The following is a 23,581-nucleotide window of genomic DNA, read 5'->3' as shown; positions in this document are numbered from 1 at the left end:
GTCGGAATCCTTACGAAAATAAATCTTTTTTCCTTTCCTAATCTATAATTGCCTCTTGGGCTATAAAATCATTATGGGAAACAATACCTTCCAAATACCGGCAGGTGATAGCGGGCTCTTTGGGCTTACAACCAGGCAGGAGCAGGTAAACCTACAAAGAAGAGTTGTTGATAATTTCTAAAGCGCATCAGGGTGTGGTTTAAGGCACTTTTTGGATTACCAAACACAATTTACGAAATTGGGAAGATAACCTAAACCTTCCCGTTCAGAATGTCGCAGGACACTTCCCAACTTCAACGTACCCTCACCCCTACGCTGCTATGGGGGCTGGGCGTCGGCTACGTAATATCCGGTATGTACTTTGGCTGGAACCTCGGCCTTGAAAAAGGGGGTACCGGGGGTATGGCTGTGGCGACGGGAGTGGTGGTGGTGATGTACGTCTGCTTCACGCTCAGCTACGCCGAGCTGGCCTGCGCCATTCCCAAAGCCGGGGGTGCCTTTGACTACGCCGGACGGGCCATGGGCGCGCGGGGAGGTTTTATGGCGGGTATGGCGCAGAATATAGAATTTCTGTTCGCCCCTCCGGCCATTGCGGCGGGTATTGGTGCCTACCTCAATCTTTTCCTGCCCCAGCTCTCCCCTACCGCTATTGCCATTGGGGTGTATCTGCTCTTTACCCTGCTCAATGTATGGGGTACCCACATAGCGGCCACCTTTGAGTTGGTTGTAACGGTGGTGGCAGTGGCGGGGCTGCTCCTCTTTGCGGGTATAGCCTTGCCCGAGATGAGTACTACTACCCTTACTGAAAATAGTCTCCCCAACGGCTGGACGGGTGTACTGGCCGCCATTCCCTTTGCAATCTGGTTCTTCCTGGGTATAGAGGGACTGGCCAACGTAGCCGAAGAGAGCATCAATCCGCAGCGCGACCTGACGAGTGGCTTTGGTTCGGCCATGGCAACTCTGGTAGCGCTTTGTGCCCTCACCTTCGTCGCCTCCGTCGGAGTAGCCGGCTGGGATGGTGTCGTATACGATGCATCGGGACAGCCCTCTGACTCGCCCCTGCCGCTGGCCCTGCAGCAGTTGGTGGGCGAAGGACATATTCTGTATACATTGGTAGTAGTGTTTGGGCTGTTCGGGTTGGTGGCTTCGTTTCATGGTTTGCTGCTGGCGGCCGGACGCTCTACCTACGAGTTTTGCCGCATGGGCAACGGGCCCGCCTGGCTGGGCAGGGTACATCCCCGCTTCCGGACACCCGCTCCGGCCTTGCTCGTTAATATGCTGATCGGGATAGCCGCCCTGGCTACCCGTACCACGGCCGATATTATTGTACTTTCAGCTTTCGGAGCCCTGCTGATGTATAGTTTATCCGTCATTTCTTTTTTAATTTTGAGAAGGACGGAGCCCGGACTACCGCGTCCGTTTCGTACGCCGGGCTACCCGTTGGTTCCCTATCTGGCACTCCTGATCTCGGTAAGTTCTTTGGTGGCATTATCCCTCTTCAACCCGCAATCGGCGCTTATATTTGCACTGATTATGGTCGGGAGCTTTGTGATGCACCGGTTACTGCCCGGCAGGCGCCTGAATACCGACGCCGTCTGACCCTCCCGATTGGCCTATTTAACTACTACTAGTAGCCATGGATATTATTATTATAGGAGCCGGTCCCTCGGGACTGGCCGTGGCCGGACGCCTGGCCGAGAAAAAGGTACCGTACCTGATGCTGGAAAAGGGACAGCATATTGGCGAAGCCTGGCACCACCACTACGACCGCCTGCACCTGCACACCGACCGCCGGTTCTCGGGGCTTCCCCACCGGCCCATCCCTGAGTCATACCCCGTGTTTGTCCCAAAAGAAAAACTCATCAGCTACTGGCAGGACTACGCTGATCACTACGGCATCAGGCCCAGATTCAACCAGGAAGTAAAGAAGATCTACCGCCACGGCGAGCGCTGGAAAGTAGTAACAACTACCGACGAGTACGAGGCCGATGGGGTAGTAATGTGTACGGGCTACAACCGTATACCCAACATCCCCCACTGGCCGGGCGACAAAACACTGTTTGAAGGGGAGATCATCCACAGCAGCCAGTACCGCAACGCCGAGCCGTACCGGGGCAAGCGGGTACTAGTCGTGGGTATGGGCAACAGCGGCGCCGAAATAGCCCTCGATTTGAGCGAAAACGGGGTGGAAACCTACCTGTCGCTACGCAGCCCGGTCAACATCATGAACCGCGACATTGGCGGCAAACCTACCCAGCTCTCGGCCATTGTACTAAGTACTCTGCTGCCCAACTGGGCCTATGACCAGCTGTCGCGGATAGTACAGAAAAAGACCATCGGGGACCTAAGTCCTTATGGCATCGACAGACCTGATTTTGCGCCCGCCAAAGGCATCCGGATGGGGCATATTCCGGTACTGGATGTAGGTACCGTGGCTCAGATTAAGGCTGGAAAGATCAAAGTAAAGCGGGATATTGAACATTTCACGGCCAATGGGGTGCTGTTTGTAGATGGAACCCGCCTGCCATTGGATGCCGTCATATTGGCTACTGGCTACCGGGCCTTACTGGGTGAACTGGTGGAAGGGCTCCGTCCGCGCCTCAACGAGCGGGGCTGCCCCGGCCAGTTATGGTACGACGACCTGCCGGGCCTGTACTTCCTGGGATTTTCGGTGCCGCTGACAGGTATCCTCCGCAGTATCAATATTGAATCCGGCAAAATTGTGAAAAGACTATTGGAGCAGCGTGTTGGTAAATCGAGCCATAATTAGTAGACTTGTTGTTTAATTTGTCCTCCATGGCTCTGAATTATATTTTCGTTTTTTTCTTTGTTATTGCGTTTTTTATTGCGCTTTTCAAGTTTATTTTCCTGGGGGACGTCCTGACCTTCAAAGCCATCGTAGAGGGCATGCTGGACATGGCCGAGCTAGCCGTGATGGATATAGCCCTACCGCTGGCCGGAGTGATGACCTTCTTCCTGGGCATCCTTAACGTAGGTGAGCGGGCCGGAGCTATCAATGTACTGGCGCGGGTGATTGGCCCTTTCTTCAATAAACTTTTTCCCGAGGTACCCAAAGATCACCCGGCCAATGGCCAGATGATCATGAACTTCGCGGCCAATATGATCGGTCTGGATAATGCCGCCACGCCCTTCGGACTCAAAGCCATGCAGAGTCTGCAGGAGCTGAATCCCGATAAGGATACGGCCTCCAACGCTCAGATCATGTTTCTGGTACTGCATACTTCGGGCTTGCAGATCATCCCCCTCAGTATTATAGCTCAGCGCGCTATACTTGGTGCCGAAAGTCCTTCGGATGTATTTATTCCCTGCGTGGTGGGCACCTATGTGACTACGGTGGTAAGTATGATCATTACGGCCTTCTGGCAGCGCATCAACCTGTTTAATCGCACGGTAATACTGGGACTGGGAGGCGTAACGGCCGTATTGGGCGTCCTGCTGGCTTACCTGTCTACTTTACCTCAGGCACAGATTGAAACCGTATCGGTGGTACTAGGTAACTCCCTGCTTCTGCTGATCGTAACCGGGTTTCTGGCTGGTGCGCTGTATAAGAAGGTCAACGTATTTGAAGCCTTTATAGATGGAGCCAAGAATGGGTTCTCTACCTCCGTCATGATCATTCCATACCTGGTGGGGATGCTGGTCGCCATCAGCGCCTTCCGTAACTGCGGAGCCATGGATTACCTCGTCAATGGCCTGAAGTACCTCTTTTCCTTTGCCAGCTTCAATACCGACTTTACCGATGCCCTGCCCGTAGCCCTCATGAAGCCCTTGAGCGGTAGTGGTGCCCGAGCTCTGATGATCGACGCCATGAAGCAGTTCGGGCCTGATTCGTTCATCGGGCGACTGGTGTGTATATTCCAGGGGTCGGCCGATACTACCCTTTACATCGTGGCGCTCTACTTTGGCTCGGTAGGAATCAAAAACACCCGCTACGCTATCGTGGCCGGCCTTATTGCCGACTTTGTGGGCGTACTGGCGGGTATCTGGCTGGGGTATATGTTCTTTCATTGATAAACCTCTTCTATGTCGTCTGAGCCCTCCACTACCATTCGCCCGCAGATCGGTGCCTTCGATCTGGGCATGATTGTCATTAGTTTAGTCATTGGTATTGGTATCTTCCGGACGCCCGCAATTGTGGCCCGGCAGGCGGGTTCACCGGAGATTTTCTTTTCGGCTTGGGTAGCCGGAGGGCTAGTCAGTCTGATTGGAGCCTTTGTATTTGCCGAGATCGGCTCGCGCCACCACTTCCCGGGTGGGTTTTACAAGCTTATTTCTACGGCCTTTCACCCCCTGTACTCCTTCATGATCAACTGGGTGATCGTGCTGACCTACGGCGCCGGTATGGCCGGAGTAGCCCTGATCGGCTCCGAGTACATCAACCCGCTCCTGCCCACTGCCTTGCACGGCCCTACGGGGATACGTAGTACCGCCATCGCTACGCTGGTATTCTTCTACGTGGTCAACATGCTGGGTATACGCTCGGGAGCACGTACCCAAAACCTCCTCAGCGGCCTCAAAATCCTGATGATGCTCATGCTATGCGTAGGTGTATTTTATGATGTACCTACTGTGGCTACTCCTACTATATCAGTTCCGGATGCATCCGGCTCCTGGTTTACGGCCTTCGGTGCCAGCCTTATCGCGGTGTTTTATACCTACGGCGGCTACCAGCAGACCCTCAACTTTGGCGCTGACATCAAAGATCCCGTCCGCAACACGCCACGCGGTATCTTTATCGGGATGTTCCTGATCCTGGGCCTGTACCTGACTCTCAACTATACCTACTACCATACACTGGGCTTTGAGGGGCTGCAGGCTTCCAACCTCATTGCCTCCGATACCGCCCGTGCCTTATTCGGTCCGTGGGGACAGATATTCTTTTCAGTAGCGATATTCCTGTCGGTACTGGGCTTTATCAATGCCAATATGCTGTCACTCCCCCGGGTGTACTACGCCCTGGCTGATGACAACATACTCCCCCCGGCCTTCAAGAAAGTCAACTCCCGCACACAGGTACAGGAGTTTGCCCTGACGTTCCTGATCGTAACTACCCTGGCCTCGCTCTGGCTCCTGGATACCTTCGAGCAGATCGTTAACTACGTGATGTCGGTGGATAGTATCGCGCTGGCCAGTGCGGCGGCTACGCTTTTTGTCTTCAGAAAAAAGGCAGGCTCCAACGATCCGCATCAGGGCTTCAAGGTGATGGGGTATCCGTGGCTTCCGGCATTCTTTGTGCTGTTCCTGCTTGTGATCGCTATCAATGTCATCATTACCGATCCTTCCTCGGCTCTTATCGGCTGGAGCCTATTTCTGGGCGGCGCCCCACTGTACTGGGTACTGCAGAAGATGGGCAGATAAAATTTTCCTTCCCTGAATAATTATTTCTACCCCTTTATGAGGTTTCTATGGACCTGATTATCCAATCCATAGTTAGCCCCCTCCTTTATGTTACCGGTTTAAACAAAGCTGGCACAAAAGTTTTGAAACTACACCTTCTAGTTTAGCAGGGGCAATATCTCCATGTTCGTACAGTAATATATTGTATAAAATCTGGTCAAAACCGTTGGTACTACAATTGTACTATTCCTATTTTACAAGCTACCTCCTCATATTTCTACACCTGAAAACAAGGTTCTTCTGACGGTGCAGGATCCCATTAAAATAGGATTCTCCCACAAAATTCGATAGATTTGTATTTAATCTTATAATTTCAACAAATTAGATAAATCTAATATAGATGAGTAACATACATGGTAATGAACTTGAATGGACCGGTCGCTTATTCGGTGGTATAAGGGATGATATCCGCAGGAAAGCTCCCCACTACGCGAGTGATTTCAAAGATGGACTTCACTCAAAAGTGGCGGGTACTACTCTGTTTCTGTACTTCGCTGCACTGGCCAATGCCATTGCTTTTGGTGCTCTGACGGGGCTGCTAACGGGGAATCAGATTGGAATCATCGAGATGCTGGCTGTTACAGCGGTAGGAGGAATTATATTCGCCCTGTTTTCGGGTCAGCCTCTGACTATTTTGGGAGGTACAGGCCCGATCGTGATTTTTACGGGTTTGCTCTATACCATCTGTAATCAGTATAACATACCCTTTCTGGCGACCTACGCCTGGGTGGGTATCTGGTCAGGTATTATTCTGCTGATCTGCGCCTTTACGGATGCGAGTGCTCTGATGAAGTATTTTTCGCGCTTTACTGACGAAATCTTTGCTGCTCTTATATCGGTCATATTCATCGTTGAGGCAGTTTCGGATACGGTCAATTCCTTCGGGCCAGAAGGCTTCGGTTTATCGAGTGCCTTCCTGACGGTAATTTTGGCGCTGGGTACTTTCATGCTAGCCCGTAGCCTGAAAGATTTTACCGGCTCCCGCTTTTTGAGCACTGGAGTACGCAATTTTCTGAGTGATTTCGGGCCTGCACTGGCCATTATCGGTATGACAGCCTTTGCACTGCTTTTTCCGGATGTGAAGCTCAGTACACCTAAAGTACCCGATAGTATTGAAACTACCTCCGGAAGACCCTGGCTGGTAGATATTTTTGCCATACCTACCTGGGTTATATTTGCTTCTATAGGTCCGGCCATACTGGCAACGATCCTGCTTTTTCTTGATCAGAATATTACAACCCGACTTGTCAACTCCCCCGATTATAAGCTTAAAAAAGGAGGAGGTTATCATCTGGACCTGGCTATAGTAGGACTTATAGTACTGGTAGGAAGCCTTTTTGCCTTACCCTGGATTGTAGCAGCCACTGTTCATTCACTTAATCATGTGAAGAGCCTGGCCGAAACCAAAACCGTGGATGCGGGTGGTATTAGTAAAGATGTAATCGTTAAAGTCAGAGAAAACCGGCTTTCAGGCCTGATTATTCACCTGATGATCGCCGGATCTATATTCCTGCTGGACTACTTCGGCTATATCCCAATGGCGGTATTGTTCGGTTTATTCCTCTACATGGGCTTTGCTTCGCTGGGTGGAAATCAGTTTTTCGATCGTCTTATGCTTTGGATTACTGACCCGAAGTACTATCCCCAAACTCCTTATACCGAACGGGTACCCAAAAAATGGATTCACCGGTTCACGATCATTCAGCTGGTTTGCTTTGTAGCCTTGTGGGCACTCAAATCATCGCAGTTCGGTATCCTGTTTCCGTTGATGATTGCCGGCCTGGTGCTCATTCAGCTGGCACTACCCCGCTTTATACCGGAAGAGCACGTTGATGTCTTATCCGCCGAAGACTTTGACGAGGAAGACGATATTCACCTATTTGATTAAGAAATGAGTTTTTCCCCGCAGAAAGTAAAAGTACCAGGTTCTCCACTGCAGTTTCCGTTTGTACTGTGCGTGCTGATTCTATCAGTATCAGGCTGCGCGTTCAGAAGGGTTAATAGGGTTAATGATATACCCTATGCTCATGCCGATCCGGCCACGGGTACTGCTGATCAGAAGCTGAATATTTTTGCTCCTCGTACGCGGGACGGCCTCAAAAGTGTACTGGTGTTTATTCATGGCGGAAGCTGGAACTCGGGGGACAAGGATCTGTACAACTTTTTTGGTAATCGGTGGGCTCGTAAAGGCGTCGTAACGGTCATAGTCGGCTATCCACTTAGCCCACAGGCCAACTATCAACAGATGGCTGCCGCATCGGCGAAGGCAGTAAAATGGGTAAAAGAAAACATCCGGCAGTATGGGGGTAACCCGGAGCGCATCTTTGTTTCGGGTCACTCAGCGGGTGGTCACCTGGCCGCGCTTATTTCACTAGATAATACCTATTTTGATTCTTTAGGTATTGCCAATCCCATCAAAGGTACCATCCTCATCGACGCGGCCGGGCTGGATATGTATGGGTACCTGATGGAGCAGAAGTTTGACAGTAGCCATACCTACCTCAAAACCTTTACTACCAGTCCTGCTATTTGGAAAAAAGCCTCACCTATTTTTCATCTACACGAGGGCATGCCTCCGATGCTCATCTACCGCGGTGGCAAGACCTACCCCTCCATCATCAAAAGCACTGAACGATTTATAACGGCGCTAGATACCTACGTACCTGAGCCCAACTACCACATTCAGGAAGGCAAAGGGCACATCGGCATGATTCTCCAGTTTTTCTTCACCTGGAACCCACGCTACGACCAGATACGCCGATTTATGGAGGAATAGCTCTACCTTTGTATCCTATTGTAATACATGTGCTATGACTTTTGACGAACTGAATATAAATAAGCCCGTACTGAACGCGCTGAATGACCTGGGCTATACCACACCCACCACCATTCAGCAGAAGGCGTTTCCGGTGGTGATGTCGGGAAAAGATGTGTGTGGAATAGCCCAGACGGGTACCGGTAAAACCCTGGCTTATCTGCTCCCCTGCCTTCGCTTGCACCAGTTTTCTAAGGAGAAGCTCCCGCAGGTTCTGATCCTGGTACCAACGCGCGAGCTGGTGGTGCAGGTCATAGAGACAATTCAGAAGTTGAGTACCTACATGAGTCTGAGCGTAGTAGGCCTGTACGGCGGCAGCAACGTCAAGCACCAGATCGCCGAGCTCCAGCAGGGAGCCGACGTGGTAGTAGCTACGCCGGGCCGACTGATTGACCTGGCCCTGAATGGTACCCTCAAGGTAAAAGGTATCAAACGGCTGGTTATCGACGAATTTGATGAAATGCTGAATCTGGGCTTCCGTAGCCAGATCGACACCATCCTGGACCTGCTGCCCCAGCGACGACAGAATCTGCTCTTCTCGGCTACCCTGTCACTGGAGGTGGAGACACTTCTGGACACCCACTTCAACAGTCCGGTACTGATAGAGGCCGCCCCCGTGGGTACTCCGCTCGATAACATCACCCAGAGTGGCTACTACGTCCCGAACTTCTTTACAAAGGTCAACTACCTGAAATGGGTACTGAGCCAGGATACGGACATGACCAAAGTGCTGATATTCGTGGCTACCAAGCAACTGGCCGACCAGCTCTACGAAGAGATAGAAGCCCGGTTCAGGGAAGGGGTAGGTGTGATTCACTCTAATAAAGCCCAGAATAATCGATTTAATACCGTAAAGCAGTTTCAGGTAGGCCAGCACCGTATCCTGATCGCTACGGATATCATAGCCCGCGGACTGGATGTGGCGGGGGTATCGCACGTTATTAATTTTGACGTACCTGAGGATCCCGAGAGCTACATTCACCGGATCGGACGGACAGGCCGGGCCGACAAGCAGGGAATAGCTATAAGCCTGGTGACTGAAAATGAAAAGGAGCTCCTGGCGGCCATCGAAGGCCTGATGAACTACATCATCCCGGTAGCTGAACTACCAGCTGAGGTAGTGGTATCTGAAGTACTGACGGAGGATGAACAGCCGAAGGTGTTCATGAAGAATGCTCCCGTTAAAGTAACCCGGCCGGAAGACGGTGGTGGAGCCTTCCATGAAAAGATAGATAAGAATAAAAAGGTGAATGTGCGCCGTAACCACCTGGAGGAAAAGCGGCTGAAGTACGGCCGCCCCATCAAGAAAACCAGAAAAAACAAGGGAGACTAGCCGGTTGGCAGTCTCCCCTGCCTATACTCATTATCAATTCGATTGTCTTAGCGGGATGGTACCGCTACTTATCCTGCGCTTAGGGAAGATCTAATCAGGTACTACTGGGAAAGCTTTTCTAGTAGTATGCTACTACTCCCCCATTACTCTACCTCCGGATAGGTAGTACAGAAAATTCACTTGCTATTCGGCTAAATCAAGCCTAGAACTATCTGTTTCCGCTCGTATAGCCTATCCCTGGCCCCGGCTACCAATATGCCCATTGGGAGCTATGGTTGTATCATATAGTATTTTCTGCAAATAATACAAATACATATTCTCAATTCTTGGAATTTTACTGAAAATAGGCCTATAATCGTATGAACTATCTGTTGTACTTTTTCTATATGTGTGGTACTATTCCAATTTATACATAGGATCGTAGCATGAACTTTCAAATATAAAAACCAGCCTGTTGACTTATATACAAGGTTTTATCTACGTTTGTATCAACCAAGAGCAAAAAGAAAGGCTCTCGGGATTGACAAAACAAGTATTAGGCAAGTACTTATTTAGTATTAAAATAATACAACAACAACATCACAAAAAATTAACATTGATAACAATTATGAAAAAGACATATCTAATACTGGCAGTTTTGATGGGAGTATCAACTGCAAACCTGGTTGTAGCAAACGACGAAACTAAGAAAGTAGAAGTTCGTACCAACGATTCAGAAGAACTTAGCATCCAGGCAACAAAAGACCTGAAGTTCAGACTGACCGCTCAGAGCCTGCCTACCCGCGCTTATATCGCGATCCGCAATGCCGAAGGTAAAGTACTTTACTACGAGTATGCAACCAAAACTGAAAACATCTCTAAGATTTTCGACCTGTCGAACCTGGAAGATGGTACGTATACATTCGTAGTAGAAACTACCAATGGTTACGTAGCGAAACCTTTTGAAATCAAAACCGAAGTTACCCGCACAGTATCTGCTAACCTCGTTAAATAAATCATGAGTCAACGGACTACCGTATAGCTCTTGCCTGATTACTTGAAGGGAGCCGCCCATTTGTACAAATGGGCGGCTCTTTTTTTATGCCCCTGGCTTACAAAATGCCCCTTTGCTGCGTAGTTTCGGATGGAGCTTCACTTTTTGTTATGGGCTGCCTTTGCCCCGCCAGCCCGGGAAAAGGCCTAATGGGAGATATTGAAGGTTTGATATGGAGCATATAAGTTTAAAATTCATGAGTAATGTACTGGTAACCCTATATCTTTATAGTATAAAAGAAGCCTAATGCTTAAAGCACACAGCTTACCGCCTAAAATATGTCTTCCTCTACCCAACCGACCTCCATTCTTAAGTACCAGGACGGGCAACTACGTACCGCTGACGATGTACTGGCCGTGGAGGAACCACTGGGCATAGCGGTACTGTACGATCAGGACCGCAAGCGGAAGAACCTGGCCGTGACCATGCGGACGCCGGGGCATGACGTAGAGCTGGCGCTGGGTTTCTTGTTTACCGAAGGGATTATCCGCAAAGCCGATGAAGTAGTAGAGATCCGCAGAGACGACGACAACCGGGTAACGGTGATCCTACGGGAAGACGTACTGCTGGACGTACAAAGCCTGGACCGTAACTTCTACACGACTTCCAGTTGTGGTATATGTGGTAAAGCGTCCATTGAGGCCATAAAAGTGGCTTCGCGAGAGCAGAATACCAGTGCTGATTGGCACATCTCCCCTACACTGCTGCACCCGTTGCCTGATCGGCTCCGTCAACACCAGAGCCTGTTTGAACATACCGGAGGACTACATGCCTCAGCCCTCTTTGACCAGACGGGACAGTTGCTGTCAATACGCGAAGATGTCGGCAGACATAATGCACTCGATAAACTCATAGGCTCAGCCCTACAATCCAACCGGGTTCCCCTCAGCCAGTACCTGCTGCTGCTAAGCGGCCGGGCTAGTTTTGAATTAGTCCAGAAAGCCGGTATGGCCGGAATTGGGTTTGTAGCAGCCGTGGGCGCTCCTTCCAGCCTGGCCGTTCAGCTCGCCGAAGAACTCGGTATAACATTAGTAGGCTTCCTCCGGAAAAACTCTTTTAATGTGTACACCGGCTCCCACAGAGTTGACAACCCGGGCCTGGTAACGTAGCTTTGTTTATCAGGCTACCATAGATAGAAAAACATGGCAAATCAAACACCTACCCCTCAAGCCGAAAATCCGGCCCGACTGACTGGCCTGAAACTGGATAAGCCCTATGCTGTAGCCGCCGGTATGGAGGCCGTGGCCGTGAGTATGAAGACAGTCTACGAGGAAGCGGGCGTCAATCGAGGTCTGAAAGCACTATTCAAGCTCAATCAGAAAGGTGGATTTGACTGCCCGAGCTGTGCCTGGCCTGATCCGGATGGGCATCGGTCATCCATAGCCGAATACTGTGAGAACGGTGCCAAGGCCGTAGCCGAAGAAGCCACCGAAAAGGCTCTCTTTGCCGATTTCTTTGCGCAGCACTCAGTAGCTGATCTGGCTCAACTATCGGATCGTGATATTGGGAAGCAAGGGCGCGTGGCCGAGCCCATGTACCTTCCCGCGGGCGCTACGCACTACCAGCCCATCAGCTGGGAGGCCGCATTTGATAAAATAGCCACACATCTCAACAGCCTCTATTCACCCGACGAGGCAGTATTTTATACCTCCGGCCGTACCAGCAACGAGGCCGCTTTTCTCTACCAGCTCCTCGTCCGCGAATACGGTACCAACAACCTCCCCGACTGCTCCAACATGTGCCATGAGTCCAGCGGAGTGGCTCTGTCAGAATCGGTAGGTATCGGAAAAGGTAGCGTTACGCTGGATGATTTCTACGAGGCAGAGGTCATTATCGTGATGGGGCAGAATCCGGGTACGAACCACCCGCGTATGTTGACGGCTTTACAGAAGGCCCATCGCAACGGTGCCAAGATCATAGCGGTTAATCCACTCCAGGAGGCAGGGCTGATGGGCTTTAACAACCCTCAAACCCTGAAAGGTGCCCTGAGTATGGACAGCCAGCTGACTGATCTGTTCCTGCAGGTAAAGCTCAACGGGGATATGGCGCTGCTGCAGGCCATGGAGCGACTCCTGCTGGACGAAGAAGACAAACAGCCGGGTCAGGTATTTGACCACCACTTTATCAACGAACATACCGAAGGCTACGAAACCCTGATACAACACCTGCGGCAGCAGAATGCCGCCGAACTGGCCGCCCTCAGTGGCGTACCTCTGTCGCAGATACAGGAAGCTGTCGACCTCCTGAAACATAAGAGTAAGATCATTATCTGCTGGGCCATGGGCCTCACCCAACATGCCAACGCGGTAGATACCATTCGCGAGGTTGTAAACCTGCTGCTGCTGAAAGGCAGCATCGGCAAACCGGGCGCGGGTACCTGCCCCGTCCGTGGGCACAGCAACGTACAGGGCGACCGCACCATGGGCATCTGGGAAAAGCCGCCCCGGCCTCTGCTGGATGCCATTAAGGCTCGCTTCGGCTTTGAGCCTCCCCACCACCACGGCTACGACACCGTAGAAGCCATCCGAGCCATGCATGAGGGCCGGGCCAGGGTATTTTTTGCCATGGGTGGCAACTTCCTGTCGGCTACGCCCGATACGCAGTATACGGCCGAAGCGCTGCGCCGCTGCCAGCTGACGGTACACGTATCTACCAAGCTCAACCGGAGCCACCTGGTGCACGGCCGGGAGGCGCTGATCCTCCCTACCCTGGGCCGCAGCGACCGCGACCTCACCGGAGGTACCGACCAGTTTATCAGTTGTGAAAACTCCATGGGTATCGTGCAGGCCTCACGGGGTGTGCTAGAGCCCATCTCTGACCAGTTGCTGAGCGAGCCCGCTATCGTATGCCGGTTGGCCAAAGCCACCCTGGCCGGACGTACCCGCATCAACTGGGACACCTACGAGCAGCACTACGACTTTATCCGGAATGAAATCGCGCAGGTCATACCCGGCTTTGAGGACTATAACGAGAAGGTTCGTCAGCCAGCCGGCTTTTACCTGCCCAATGGTGCCCGCGAAAGGCGGTTCACCACCCGCAACGGCAAGGCTAATTTCAACGTAGCACTCGCCTCGGTACCCACATTGGCCGCCGGTGAGTACCACATGATGACCATCCGCAGCCACGACCAGTTCAATACCACTATCTACGGCCTCGACGACCGCTACCGGGGCGTCCGCAATGAACGCCGCGTGGTATTCATGAATCCAAAGGACATATCAGAAGCCGGTTATAAACCGGCTGAGGTAGTAGATATCTACAATACAACCGACGGCCAAGAGCGTGTAGCCCGCACCTTTATCCTGGTGGCTTACGATATCCCCCAGGGGTGTATCGCCACCTACTTCCCCGAAGCCAACGTACTGGTCCCCATCAGCACCACCGCCAGCAAGAGCAATACGCCGGTGTACAAGACGGTGCCGGTGAAGTTGAGGAAGGGGTTAGGGAGTAGTTAGGTGGTAGCTATTGGCAATTCAACTTGTACTTTTATTAGCCCTGTGTCTTACAGGCTTGATTGCCGACACTTTATATAAAGAACTTAAGGCACGGATTCAGCTGTTGCTCGACTTCTGAATCCAACATATGTAGCTATACTGTTCAAAAAGGACACTCTATGCTCACTAGTATAAGATACATATGCTGATATATCCAGTACTTCCTTATTCCTCCTTTTGAATTCTATATACAACTTAAAGAAGCAGGTGCTTTAATGGCATCGTTTTTGGTGTGGTTTCGAGCAGATAGATCAGGCTGACGGTTCAAAAGCCGAAAAGGTACCCTACTATCTGCTTTTTACAACCAGTATATTTTAAAACCCTCCAGACTAACATTCATGCGTAAACATCTTTACCTGGTTCTAGTAGTTCTGGGCTTAAGCCCTTTTTTTATTCCTCAATCAGCCACAGCTCAGCTTAAGTTGGGTGATGGTTCCGGTGAACCTCATCCCTCGGCAGTACTGGAGCTGGAAAGTACCAACAAGGGGTTCCTACCTCCACGAATGACCACCTCCCAGCGCGATGCTATTGCTGAGCCAGCCAAAGGGATGGTCATCTACAACACCACTCTTAACTGTTTGCAGTTATTTACCTCCGGTAACTGGATTTGTCTCGCCAAGTCGGAACCGGCTCTTACCTACCCCCTGCGCCTTTCTACCGAAGAAATAGAAGCGCTCCCTTCTCCTAAGCGGGGTGATTTGGCCTATGACCTGACGTTTGATTGCCTTCGTGTATATAATGGCAGCAAGTGGGGGTGCAGCTATAAGTCGCCAGGGGATGTATCACCGGCAAGCATGGCCTGGAAAGCCGGTGGAACTAGTTATGACTACGGAAACAGCGTTGCTGTAGATGGCAGCGGCAATGTATATATAACCGGATATTTTGAGGGATCTGTTGCTTTTGGTTCTACTATCCTTACTTCTGCTGGTAGTACTGATATGTTTATTGTTAAGTATAGCAGTAGTGGTACTGTACTATGGGCACAGCAACGGGGTGGATCTAGCTTTGACGCAGGACAGAGCGTAGCCGTAGATAACAACGGTAATGCATACGTGACAGGGTTTTATAATGGCACCGCCGGCTTTAATGCACCTGGTATTGGTAGTACGGCTATGTTTGTTGTTAAGTACAACAGTAGTGGAGCTCTGCAGTGGGAGCAGAAGGGGGAAGCAAACGCATATGCATACGGAAGGGGCATCACCGTCGATGGAAACGGCAATGTATATGTAACAGGGAACTTTCAGGGCACTGCTACTTTTGGCTCCACTACCTTAATCTCCAGTGCTGAAGGTGATATGTTTGTCGCTAAATATAGTAGTAGTGGTACCGTGCAGTGGGCGCAGAAAGGCGGAGGAACCGGTGAAGATGCCGGGCTTAGCATAGCCGTAGACGGGAACGGCAATGTGTATGTTGCCGGCTACTTCAATGCTACTGCTACCTTTGGCTTCGTTACCCTTACATCCGTCGGTAGTAGTGACGTTTTTGTTGTTAAGTACAGCAGCAATGGAACTATGCAATGGATATATCCTGGAGGAGGAACTAGCAATGATCATGCTACTGGTATTGGCTTAGACAGCAGTGGGAATGTATATATTGCCGGTTTCTTTGATGGCACTATCAACTTTGGTTTCACATCCCTTACTTCCAGTGGCTCTCGGGATGTATTTGTGATTAAGATTAATAGCATTGGAAATCTTGAATGGGCCCGACAAGGAGGAGGGAATAATCAGGATAATGCACAAGGTATAGCTGTTGATGGTAACGGCAATGTGTATGTAACTGGATTCTTCAATAACACTGCCACTTTTGGCTCCATTTCCCTTACTGCTGTTATGAATGACATGTTTGTCGTGAAGTATAGCAGCAATGGTACCGTACAGTGGCTGCAGAAAGGCGGAACAAACAATTCAGGAAGAGGCGTTGCCACAGATGGCAAAGGCAATACCTATGTAACTGGATTCTTCCATGGTACAGGCACATATGGTTCCACTACCCTCACTTCCAGTGGTGGCTCAGATGTATATGTGCAATGGTTTAAGGAGTAATACTATTATTACTACCGTCCATCGATACTTTGATTGTACCTGCATTCATCAGTATCGATGGACTTTCTGTTTTCACTCTTCCTTCATCTAAAACGCCCGAAAATTAGGCCGGCTTGTTAGGGGTGAAAATGACCAGGGTATAGAGGTCAGGATGATAAAAAGTCCTATGGCAAACCAGATGGCCATAGTTCTGAACTTTTCGGCGTCGGTCTGTCTGCGTTTTGCTTTGGCTGAACCGATGGTGATAACAACCACTGCAGCGATCATCATGGAGCTGTGTTCCATTCCGAAGAAGCGGATTTCTCTCTGGTGGATAGCGTCCCAAAAATTGTGCAGGAAGTAGTCAATGATCGGGCTGATGAAGTACAACCCAAGTCCAAGCATCAGCTGAATGTGTGCTATGGTGGCAGTCCAATGCCGGACGGAATTGTCAAGCCTGGTGAACTCCCTCCTGGAAAGCCAACCCCAATACGCACGAAAAATGGCAAAAAGCAGACTTACCAGTACCAGCCAGCGCGTTAAAGAATGTAAGGCCAGAAATGTAGAATACATATTATGTTGTAATTATCTTTTGCTTTCTGATGAGGTTCCAAACCGAAGGGGCTCCAAAGAAGAACCAAATAGCCAGAATGGGGTCACAGACTGCACAACCAGCCGACGAAGAGGGTTCAAGGTACACGATCGGATCGCCATAAAAATGGTGTAGTATGTCCCAAATAGTATGAAGTAGCCAGCCGATCCCAATAAAGTAATAGTGCTGCAGTCCTTTGTAGGCGACAAATAGCATTACTGTACCGAACATAAATTCCCAAATTCCTAAGCCGCCACTCCAGTACACTCCGCCTGCTCCTGCGATGAGTATGGCATTGATTTTTTGTCTGCCGGGCTCTTTTACCAATGACATCAGGGCGATAAATACAAAAGCAATCAGCACCGCAGCAAGTGCATTAACGAGTGTAAATTCAGGGACTACATGATTATATGTCTCCATATTCTTTGAGTTTTGACCTTTTCTGATGCTAAAGTAAAACCAAAAACATACTAAGTAGTATGTTTTTGCAGAAAAAATTATTTTAGCCCATTAAGGTACCTCCTAAGCTCCTTTAAATAAGGCACGTACACTCCCTTACTATTCTCCAGCTTCCCAAAATTTCGGATGCCCCAGTAGCCTGACATGACAAATAGGGCTACCTGCTTTGCATTGACGTCTCCACGTATAGACCCGTTTTCCTTTCCCTTTTCGATAGTTGCTGTCAGTACCTGTGCCCACTGCCGGGTTAGTTCGTCCAGTACTTGGCTGAAGTCAGCATTCCAGGGTGTCATCTCCTGAGTGAAATTAGCAACGGGGCAACCATATTCCACTTTCATAAATTCATTTTCCATGAGCAGATGGTGCATCAGGTTGTAGATGGCGTCTAATGGATTCTGCTCTTTCTGCAGCGGGTCAATAAAACTACTGGTAAGGGTTGGTTTCAATATCTCATTGATGATGGCCAATCCCATTTCGTCTTTAGTCTTGAAATGGTAGTAAAATGCCCCCTTCGTTACCTGCGTGGTAGCAATAATGTGGTCAATGCTTGTGGTCTGATACCCATTCACGTATATCAGCTCAAACGCTTTCTGCAAGATCATCAGCCGCGTTGCCTCCGCCTTTTTCATAAAAGATACTGCTTAGTATTTTTACAAAGAAAAGAAAAAAGCCCGGCTTTCTGGTAGTCTTACTGCGCGGTCATACGGGAGGGGCAGGTACTCGTTTTCATCAGGCGGTCGTGGTTTGCTTTGCGATGGCACGAATATGCTTTTACCTTCGTGCTGTTCCCCTACGACATCCCGCAGCGCTGCCTGGCAACCCACTTCCCCGAGGCCAACGTACTGGTACCCATCAGCACCACCGCCCGCAAAAGCAACACGTCCGTTTACAAGACGGTACCTGTCAGGCTGAAGAAGGGAGAGTAAGGCGTCACAAAAGAGGTGGTTCCTCAACCATTTCCGCTGTCTCATGGAGACTTTCCGAAGTATTTACTCTATAAAGCCTATGGGGCAGGAACCAGATAGCACAGCATCATCCCGGTACTGACGGTACCTCGATAAGCAGGTTTCCGGTACCTCTGGTAAATGTAATATTCAGATAGATTCTTCTCTCTCTTCTGGAAGTTGAATGCAGGCACTCAAAATATTCCATACCAGTGATTTTGAGTAAATCATTATAAAGCCCATCCACTTTTAACTCTTCTATTTCGATAACCATCGTGATCGACAGATCTGAGAAAAGTTTAAAGTCGACTATATCTCCGTATAATGAAACCACACTTTTGACCATGTTGATAGCCACGTGTCTTTCTTCCTTACTATACCCGGTCCAGAATATTTTCTCCACTAAAAAAATTTTAAAGGGTAATCAGCAGGCTCTTGATCGGCATACAGTACCTAATAAATTCATCAGTCTGTGCGTAAAGTTTAATTAGGTGCTTCGGCTGGCGTGGCGGGCCCCGAAACAATAGGCCGGAAGGCGGCCCCAAACTGCTGTATCCGATCGAGGATGTAGGAGGCGTCATCGGCCACGCCGAAGATAATGCCCGACTTGCGTTTGCGCAGCCAGGGCAGCCCCAGAAAATACAAGCCTTTCACCTCGGAGATGCCGTTGTGGTGTTTTAGGCTGTTGTCATCGTTAAAAACCGGTAATTTTAAGTACCTGAAATCCCCGGAGAAGCCCGTGGCCCAAATTACCGACGTGATCCCGTAGTCTTTCAGCGATAGGGTAGCTAAGGGGGAAGCGCAGGCAGCGGTTTCGTCGGGCAGTTCGTTCGGGTCGGGTGTTGGCGCCGGGGCGGTGATAGCCTGCCGGAGAATATACCCGTCAATGGTCGCCTTTAACGCACTGGAAAACCTATCGGCAAACAGTACGTGCTCTGCCGCATTAGGTTGCAGGTACACAGTATCACTGTCGGCGCCGTCGGCTTTGCCCAGAATAATTGCGCCCATTCGGGCCAGCGACTGCAGGCTGCAGGTTTTTCCGCGCACACCCACCCCCGACACCTGAGGCGGCCGCAATCGTAGTAATTCCGGGCTTGCTTCCTCCCGCAGCGTATCGTACAAGCCCATTTCAAACAGCCAGTCAAAAATATCCCGGCCCCGGTAGGTTCGGGGCATGCGCCCCACCTTACAGGTACACAGGTACACCTGACGGCCGGCGTTGGTCAGATCTTCGGCGATCTGCGTTCCCGATTGCGCGCTGCCTACTACCAGCACCGCTCCCTCTGGCAGTTGCCCCGCGTGACGGTACTCACTGGCGTGTTTCTGAACGATGCCGGGAGCCAGGTTTCGGGCAAAATGCGGAATAGTTATCTGGTTTTGACTACCGGACGCCACTACTACCTGTTGGCTGTAAAACACCTCCGACAGGCCGTTGACCGTAACCGCCACCGAAAAGCAGGAGTGCGCTTCGTCTTTTTCGACCGAGGTAACAACCGCGTATTCAGTAACAGGCAATCTAAATTCCTCAGCGTAGGCCCGCAGGTGCGACACAAAAGCAGAAGCAGTGGCAAAAGCTTCCGGATCCTGAAAAACAGGCGTCTGTCCCGGAAGCAGGTTGTGCCGATTCGTTGAATTAAGTTTGAACGAATCCCAACGCTGGGAGCGCCACGACTCCCCAATGGTACCCCGCTCAAATACCCGGTGGGTAAGTCCCTGGCCGGACAACAGTTTGCTGATACAGAGGCCCGCGTGCCCCGCACCAATTACAACAACGTCAAGTACAGGCTCATTCATGGTCGTATGTATGGGTGGTACCAGTGGTCAATATAGTTTAAAAAGGGAAGTACTACGCTTTTTTGTAGGTGAGCCCCGGGTTAGTAACCGTAAGGTATTGACTTACCTGATACTAATTTCATTGGGTTAATTAACTATTGGAGGTGTTATCACCTACAACGGCTAAGCGACCTAACGTTACTAATAAAAAAACCCGTGGTGATACGGGCCTTAGTTATAGCGCTTGCTGCTTCCAAACTTTACAGACTCAAGCTACTACCCGGTCTGTTTGCCGCAGGAGCATCCCTGACCACGCGGCAAGCACGAGCGAAAGTACAACCTGCCCCCACCCTGTCGTTTTTTCAATGCCGTTCAGAACAGCCATTGAGGTAATGACGATAAGAGCCAGATTGGACAAGAACACCGACAAGAGCATTACTTTACCACCTATTGAGGAGCCCGCATCGCGGACATACCAGCAAGCCACAGCATAGGCAATCAAGTGAGTACCATAAGCCTGTGCTAATACTTTAGTCCCGTCATTTATCCAAGCGGGATTTGTCAGATATTGCTCACCCATGAACTCAGGGGCAAACGTAAATCCGAGACCGAAGAGCGAAACGATAATTGCTACGAATGTAAATAGATTTTTAGCATTCATGGTATAGTAGGTTTAGGAGTAACGAGTTACCAGTGCCTGGGATCAGCCTGCCTTATTGAGGCTTTTTATCTATCGCACGTGAATCTGAAATGGGGGAATAAATTGGCTTAATCAGGTCCTGGAAAATGTAGCTCGCGACCTGCTTAGCAAGTAATGTATATGTGAACGCACAACCAGTAACTGAACTCACACTACCTTATGGGTTTGCCCTGATGTTCAATAACTTATATCATGAAAATGGTGAAAGCAGCGGGTAGTATAAAAGTGATGTAATAGTGCTTAAATCCTTCATCATTAGCAAGAAGAATCTATTTATATTATCAAACGGTCACTTGATTGACAAAGGACTGATTTAAAGCGGCTTAGCAACTACTTCCTTACATAAAAGCTCTATCGCATTCGTAGTAGAAGAATGCTTAGAAAAGGCCAACGAAAACTGACTGCTTACCCATTAAATCCCTCAGGAATATGCGGTACAGGATTCCGGGTTTAAACCAAACGCTCCCCTACATATTCTCCAGCATCTTCTGGAGCTTTTCGGCATCTTTGGTTGCGGTGCCGCCAATGGTGTTGTTGAAGAATACCCATACTTCTTTTTCGTCCATCAGCCAGTCGTTAATCATGTAGCTGAAGCGCTCCAGGGCCTCGTCTGAGTAAGGGCCTGAGTACATCTTTTCTTCTCCGTGCAGGCGCAGGTACACCTGGTCGGCCGTGACGGTTTCGAGCTTGGGCCAGCGGGGCGAATCGGCAATCACAAAAGCAATGTGGTAGTACCGCAGCATTTCGATTGACTCCTCCACCAACCACGATTTATGCCGCACTTCCAGCGCAAAGGGCTGGGTAGGGTACTTGTCGCGCAGCAGCGAGAAAAAACTTTCGGCCACTTCCACCTTAAAATGAAAACTGGCCGGAAGCTGAATAAGTACCGGGCCCAGACGGTCACCCATGATCAGGAAGCGGCTCATCCATTTTTCCAGCTGATCGGCCACATCCACCAGGCGCTTTTCGTGGGTTATCTCTTTGTGCAGCTTGGCGGCAAAATTAAAGTGGGCGGGAGTCTGAGCCAGCCACTTTTGGATGGTTTTGGCCATGGTGTAATGGTAGTGGCTGCTGTTTACCTCGGTGGTATTAAAGTACCCGGCAAAGTAGGGCAGGTAATCGGCCGATTTCAGCTCTTCGGGATAGAAAATGCCTTTCCAGGTATAGCTCCAGCCCGAGGTGCCGATGTATAGGTTTTCGTGCATGCTGCTCCCAATTGTTGATGAAAGTGGTGAATTTTGAGGCACAGTAGCTAAGGAGAGAGTAATCACAAAGAAGTTGTCATTGCGGACTTTTAGCCCTTGTTGGTATTTTTATCAACAAATATTGACTGGGAAGTGAGGGCGAGCTACTAGACAGAGAAATATTCTGTAACTGTAAGTATTTGTGTCTTACTAAATGGATGCAGAACCAGCAGATCTTTATCTCCCGTCAAAATATGAGTAGCTGAACCGTCAACCGCAAGCGAAAGTAGAAAATTATCTTTATCGTCACGACAAACGTTCACTTGCGAACTGACGTGGACCAATTCAGCTTTTAGTTTGAGATTCACCAAAAAGTCAATCAAGTCGGAGAGGTCGAAGTATTTTCTGAATTTTGGCCGCTCAGCAACTTCCACTATCTCCTCCAGCAACTCCTGGCTTATCAACAAAACCGTCCGGTCTGACATTATGAGCTGGTCGAGTCTGGTAAAGTTTCTGGTAAGCAGAAAGCTGATCCAAAGATTAGTATCAACAACGACCCTATGCTTTTCTTCTGGCATAGCGTTCGGTTCTGACTGCTTCTACTTCCTGCGTTATTTCTTCCATCGTCGGCGGTCCAAGTTGCTCTGCCTTTGAACGAAGCCTTTCAATTACCTGCATAAATCCATCGCTGTCTGTTTGCTTAATTGCAATCAGGTTCATGTCGGCCAAGTCTTTCAAAAGCCGGTCAGCTTTTGGGTCAATTATATCTACTTGATAGGTTATCATAATCGAATTTAATAATAGTTTATTGAGAAGTTGGGCAATCGGTATACGATATACGGTTCGCGTACTGCCGAAGGCGGGGATTCTAGCATTAAAGTTCAATCGAAGAACAGAAATTGGACTTTGCACAAAATTCAATAGAAGCCGTTCAGCCCCGCTTTTGAAAATACCTTGTTAGCCACAGTTATTTTTCGTCTATTTTCCATTCATTGTCTTCAAATACAAATACTCCTTTGCCTGCCTTAATTCTTTTTATATATCTTTCATATTTTGCTTCATCAAGTGTCCAAGCCGAACACCAATAATTAAACATTTCAGGCTCCTTTTTAATATCGTTTATAATCTTTTGTTGTTGTTTAGAGAACAATAATACAACTTGGTTATACTTTTTTTCATACATTAACTTTTTCAGTTTTTCAACTGTCATGAGCTGCCCAATTATTGTGTCAGTTAAAATTGTTTGCCTTGCAGAATATTTTTCAATTAAATTTCCATCAGATTTGTACCAATTTTTGAAACTGTGAATACTTCCATTCGTATGGACTGTGCCTGTTTCTCCGTTTTTATAATGAATTGAAATTATATTAGTCTTCATATACTTTGTCGGACCTAGTTCTTTCGATTTATTCAGGTTTTTAATAAATTCTTTTCCAAAACCTCCTTTTATTTGTACTATATTTTCTAGGTAAATTTCAACTTGTTCTACATTATTTAAATTAAATATCAAGGACTTCTTCAAACTGTATGAAGTTAAAGTGCCCAAAATTGTCAATATAACTATATGTTTCATTGTGGTTTTATAATTGTGGCTAACTCTTAAATATAAGTAATTTTTGCAGTACCTTCTTCATTTATTTATACTTTACTTGCAAAATATAGCATTTTTGGTAACGAATTTATTAACAAAGCTATCCTCCACCACTCAGCGACCGCAAAAGAAGCGCGCCGGGTATAAGTTAATCCATATTAAGATAAATTTAGTTAAAGTGACTTTTATAGAGCTTTCTTGCTCACATGGTTATAGCGTAG

At 49.0% G+C, this 23,581-nt stretch carries 21 protein-coding genes; 12 read left to right on the top strand and 9 right to left on the bottom strand.

What is annotated here, in order from left to right; all coding sequences use genetic code 11:
- Positions 1 to 270 precede the first annotated feature (270 nt).
- From eat to JUB14_RS07150, 11 genes are all read left to right on the top strand, one after another.
- Entirely contained in the window at positions 271 to 1,599 is a 1,329-nt protein-coding gene (gene eat, locus JUB14_RS07200; protein WP_207505189.1) for an ethanolamine permease, read from the top strand.
- Between the two features lie 37 nt (positions 1,600 to 1,636).
- Positions 1,637 to 2,770: a flavin-containing monooxygenase gene (locus JUB14_RS07195; RefSeq protein ID WP_207505188.1), complete on the top strand. Its 1,134-nt coding sequence runs from the start codon at positions 1,637 to 1,639 to the stop codon at positions 2,768 to 2,770.
- A gap of 26 nt (positions 2,771 to 2,796) precedes the next feature.
- Entirely contained in the window at positions 2,797 to 4,032 is a 1,236-nt protein-coding gene (locus tag JUB14_RS07190; RefSeq protein WP_207505187.1) for a spore maturation protein, read from the top strand.
- 12 nt (positions 4,033 to 4,044) lie between these two features.
- Positions 4,045 to 5,379, top strand: a complete 1,335-nt coding sequence (locus JUB14_RS07185; protein ID WP_207505186.1) for an APC family permease — start codon at positions 4,045 to 4,047, stop codon at positions 5,377 to 5,379.
- Positions 5,380 to 5,758: 379 nt separating this feature from the next.
- A complete protein-coding gene (locus JUB14_RS07180) occupies positions 5,759 to 7,306 on the top strand; it encodes a sodium bicarbonate transporter family protein (RefSeq protein WP_207505185.1) in 1,548 nt (515 codons plus the stop codon).
- A gap of 3 nt (positions 7,307 to 7,309) precedes the next feature.
- Entirely contained in the window at positions 7,310 to 8,194 is an 885-nt protein-coding gene (locus JUB14_RS07175; protein WP_207505184.1) for an alpha/beta hydrolase, read from the top strand.
- Positions 8,195 to 8,228: 34 nt separating this feature from the next.
- Positions 8,229 to 9,566 (top strand): DEAD/DEAH box helicase, encoded by a 1,338-nt coding sequence (locus JUB14_RS07170; RefSeq protein ID WP_207505183.1) that lies wholly within the window; start codon positions 8,229 to 8,231, stop codon positions 9,564 to 9,566.
- A 607-nt stretch (positions 9,567 to 10,173) separates the two neighbouring features.
- The gene (locus JUB14_RS07165; protein WP_207505182.1) at positions 10,174 to 10,560 is read left to right on the top strand and encodes a T9SS type A sorting domain-containing protein; all 387 of its coding nucleotides are present in this window, start codon (positions 10,174 to 10,176) and stop codon (positions 10,558 to 10,560) included.
- A 317-nt stretch (positions 10,561 to 10,877) separates the two neighbouring features.
- Positions 10,878 to 11,708 carry a formate dehydrogenase accessory sulfurtransferase FdhD gene (fdhD, locus tag JUB14_RS07160; RefSeq protein ID WP_207505181.1) on the top strand — a complete coding sequence of 277 codons (831 nt, stop codon included), beginning with the start codon at positions 10,878 to 10,880 and terminating at the stop codon, positions 11,706 to 11,708.
- A gap of 33 nt (positions 11,709 to 11,741) precedes the next feature.
- The gene (locus JUB14_RS07155; RefSeq protein WP_207505180.1) at positions 11,742 to 14,054 is read left to right on the top strand and encodes an FdhF/YdeP family oxidoreductase; all 2,313 of its coding nucleotides are present in this window, start codon (positions 11,742 to 11,744) and stop codon (positions 14,052 to 14,054) included.
- A gap of 377 nt (positions 14,055 to 14,431) precedes the next feature.
- Complete coding sequence (locus tag JUB14_RS07150) at positions 14,432 to 16,138, top strand: SBBP repeat-containing protein (RefSeq protein WP_207505179.1); 1,707 nt, start codon at positions 14,432 to 14,434, stop codon at positions 16,136 to 16,138.
- 87 nt (positions 16,139 to 16,225) lie between these two features.
- Here the strand turns inward: JUB14_RS07150 and JUB14_RS07145 are convergent, their stop codons facing one another.
- From JUB14_RS07145 to JUB14_RS07135, 3 genes are all read right to left on the bottom strand, one after another.
- On the bottom strand, positions 16,226 to 16,690 hold the full coding sequence (locus JUB14_RS07145; protein WP_207505178.1) for a hypothetical protein: 465 nt from the start codon (positions 16,688 to 16,690) through the stop codon (positions 16,226 to 16,228).
- Between the two features lies 1 nt (position 16,691).
- Positions 16,692 to 17,129: a DUF6010 family protein gene (locus tag JUB14_RS07140; RefSeq protein ID WP_207505177.1), complete on the bottom strand. Its 438-nt coding sequence runs from the start codon at positions 17,127 to 17,129 to the stop codon at positions 16,692 to 16,694.
- Between the two features lie 77 nt (positions 17,130 to 17,206).
- Positions 17,207 to 17,797 carry a TetR/AcrR family transcriptional regulator gene (locus tag JUB14_RS07135; RefSeq protein ID WP_207505176.1) on the bottom strand — a complete coding sequence of 197 codons (591 nt, stop codon included), beginning with the start codon at positions 17,795 to 17,797 and terminating at the stop codon, positions 17,207 to 17,209.
- Positions 17,798 to 17,917: 120 nt separating this feature from the next.
- On the opposite strand from JUB14_RS07135, the gene JUB14_RS07130 reads away from it, so the two are divergent.
- The gene (locus tag JUB14_RS07130; RefSeq protein ID WP_207505175.1) at positions 17,918 to 18,094 is read left to right on the top strand and encodes a hypothetical protein; all 177 of its coding nucleotides are present in this window, start codon (positions 17,918 to 17,920) and stop codon (positions 18,092 to 18,094) included.
- Between the two features lie 501 nt (positions 18,095 to 18,595).
- Here the strand turns inward: JUB14_RS07130 and JUB14_RS07125 are convergent.
- From JUB14_RS07125 to JUB14_RS07100, 6 genes are all read right to left on the bottom strand, one after another.
- Positions 18,596 to 19,906, bottom strand: coding sequence for a flavin-containing monooxygenase (locus JUB14_RS07125; RefSeq protein ID WP_207505174.1), 1,311 nt, complete (start codon positions 19,904 to 19,906; stop codon positions 18,596 to 18,598).
- A gap of 247 nt (positions 19,907 to 20,153) precedes the next feature.
- On the bottom strand, positions 20,154 to 20,546 hold the full coding sequence (locus tag JUB14_RS07120; RefSeq protein WP_207505173.1) for a hypothetical protein: 393 nt from the start codon (positions 20,544 to 20,546) through the stop codon (positions 20,154 to 20,156).
- Positions 20,547 to 21,052: 506 nt separating this feature from the next.
- Complete coding sequence (locus JUB14_RS07115) at positions 21,053 to 21,790, bottom strand: DUF72 domain-containing protein (protein ID WP_207505172.1); 738 nt, start codon at positions 21,788 to 21,790, stop codon at positions 21,053 to 21,055.
- A gap of 146 nt (positions 21,791 to 21,936) precedes the next feature.
- Positions 21,937 to 22,347, bottom strand: coding sequence for a putative toxin-antitoxin system toxin component, PIN family (locus JUB14_RS07110; protein ID WP_207505171.1), 411 nt, complete (start codon positions 22,345 to 22,347; stop codon positions 21,937 to 21,939).
- Positions 22,328 to 22,555, bottom strand: coding sequence for a hypothetical protein (locus JUB14_RS07105; protein ID WP_207505170.1), 228 nt, complete (start codon positions 22,553 to 22,555; stop codon positions 22,328 to 22,330). The genes JUB14_RS07110 and JUB14_RS07105 overlap by 20 nt, the downstream gene beginning before the upstream one ends.
- A 181-nt stretch (positions 22,556 to 22,736) precedes the next feature.
- Complete coding sequence (locus JUB14_RS07100; RefSeq protein ID WP_207505169.1) at positions 22,737 to 23,342, bottom strand: hypothetical protein; 606 nt, start codon at positions 23,340 to 23,342, stop codon at positions 22,737 to 22,739.
- Positions 23,343 to 23,581: the final 239 nt, after the last annotated feature.

Source organism: Telluribacter humicola (genome assembly GCF_017355935.1).
Classification (GTDB): domain Bacteria; phylum Bacteroidota; class Bacteroidia; order Cytophagales; family Spirosomataceae; genus Telluribacter; species Telluribacter humicola.
The sequence above is the reverse complement of the archived record's forward strand: the minus strand, read 5'-3'. Positions and strand labels throughout refer to the sequence as shown.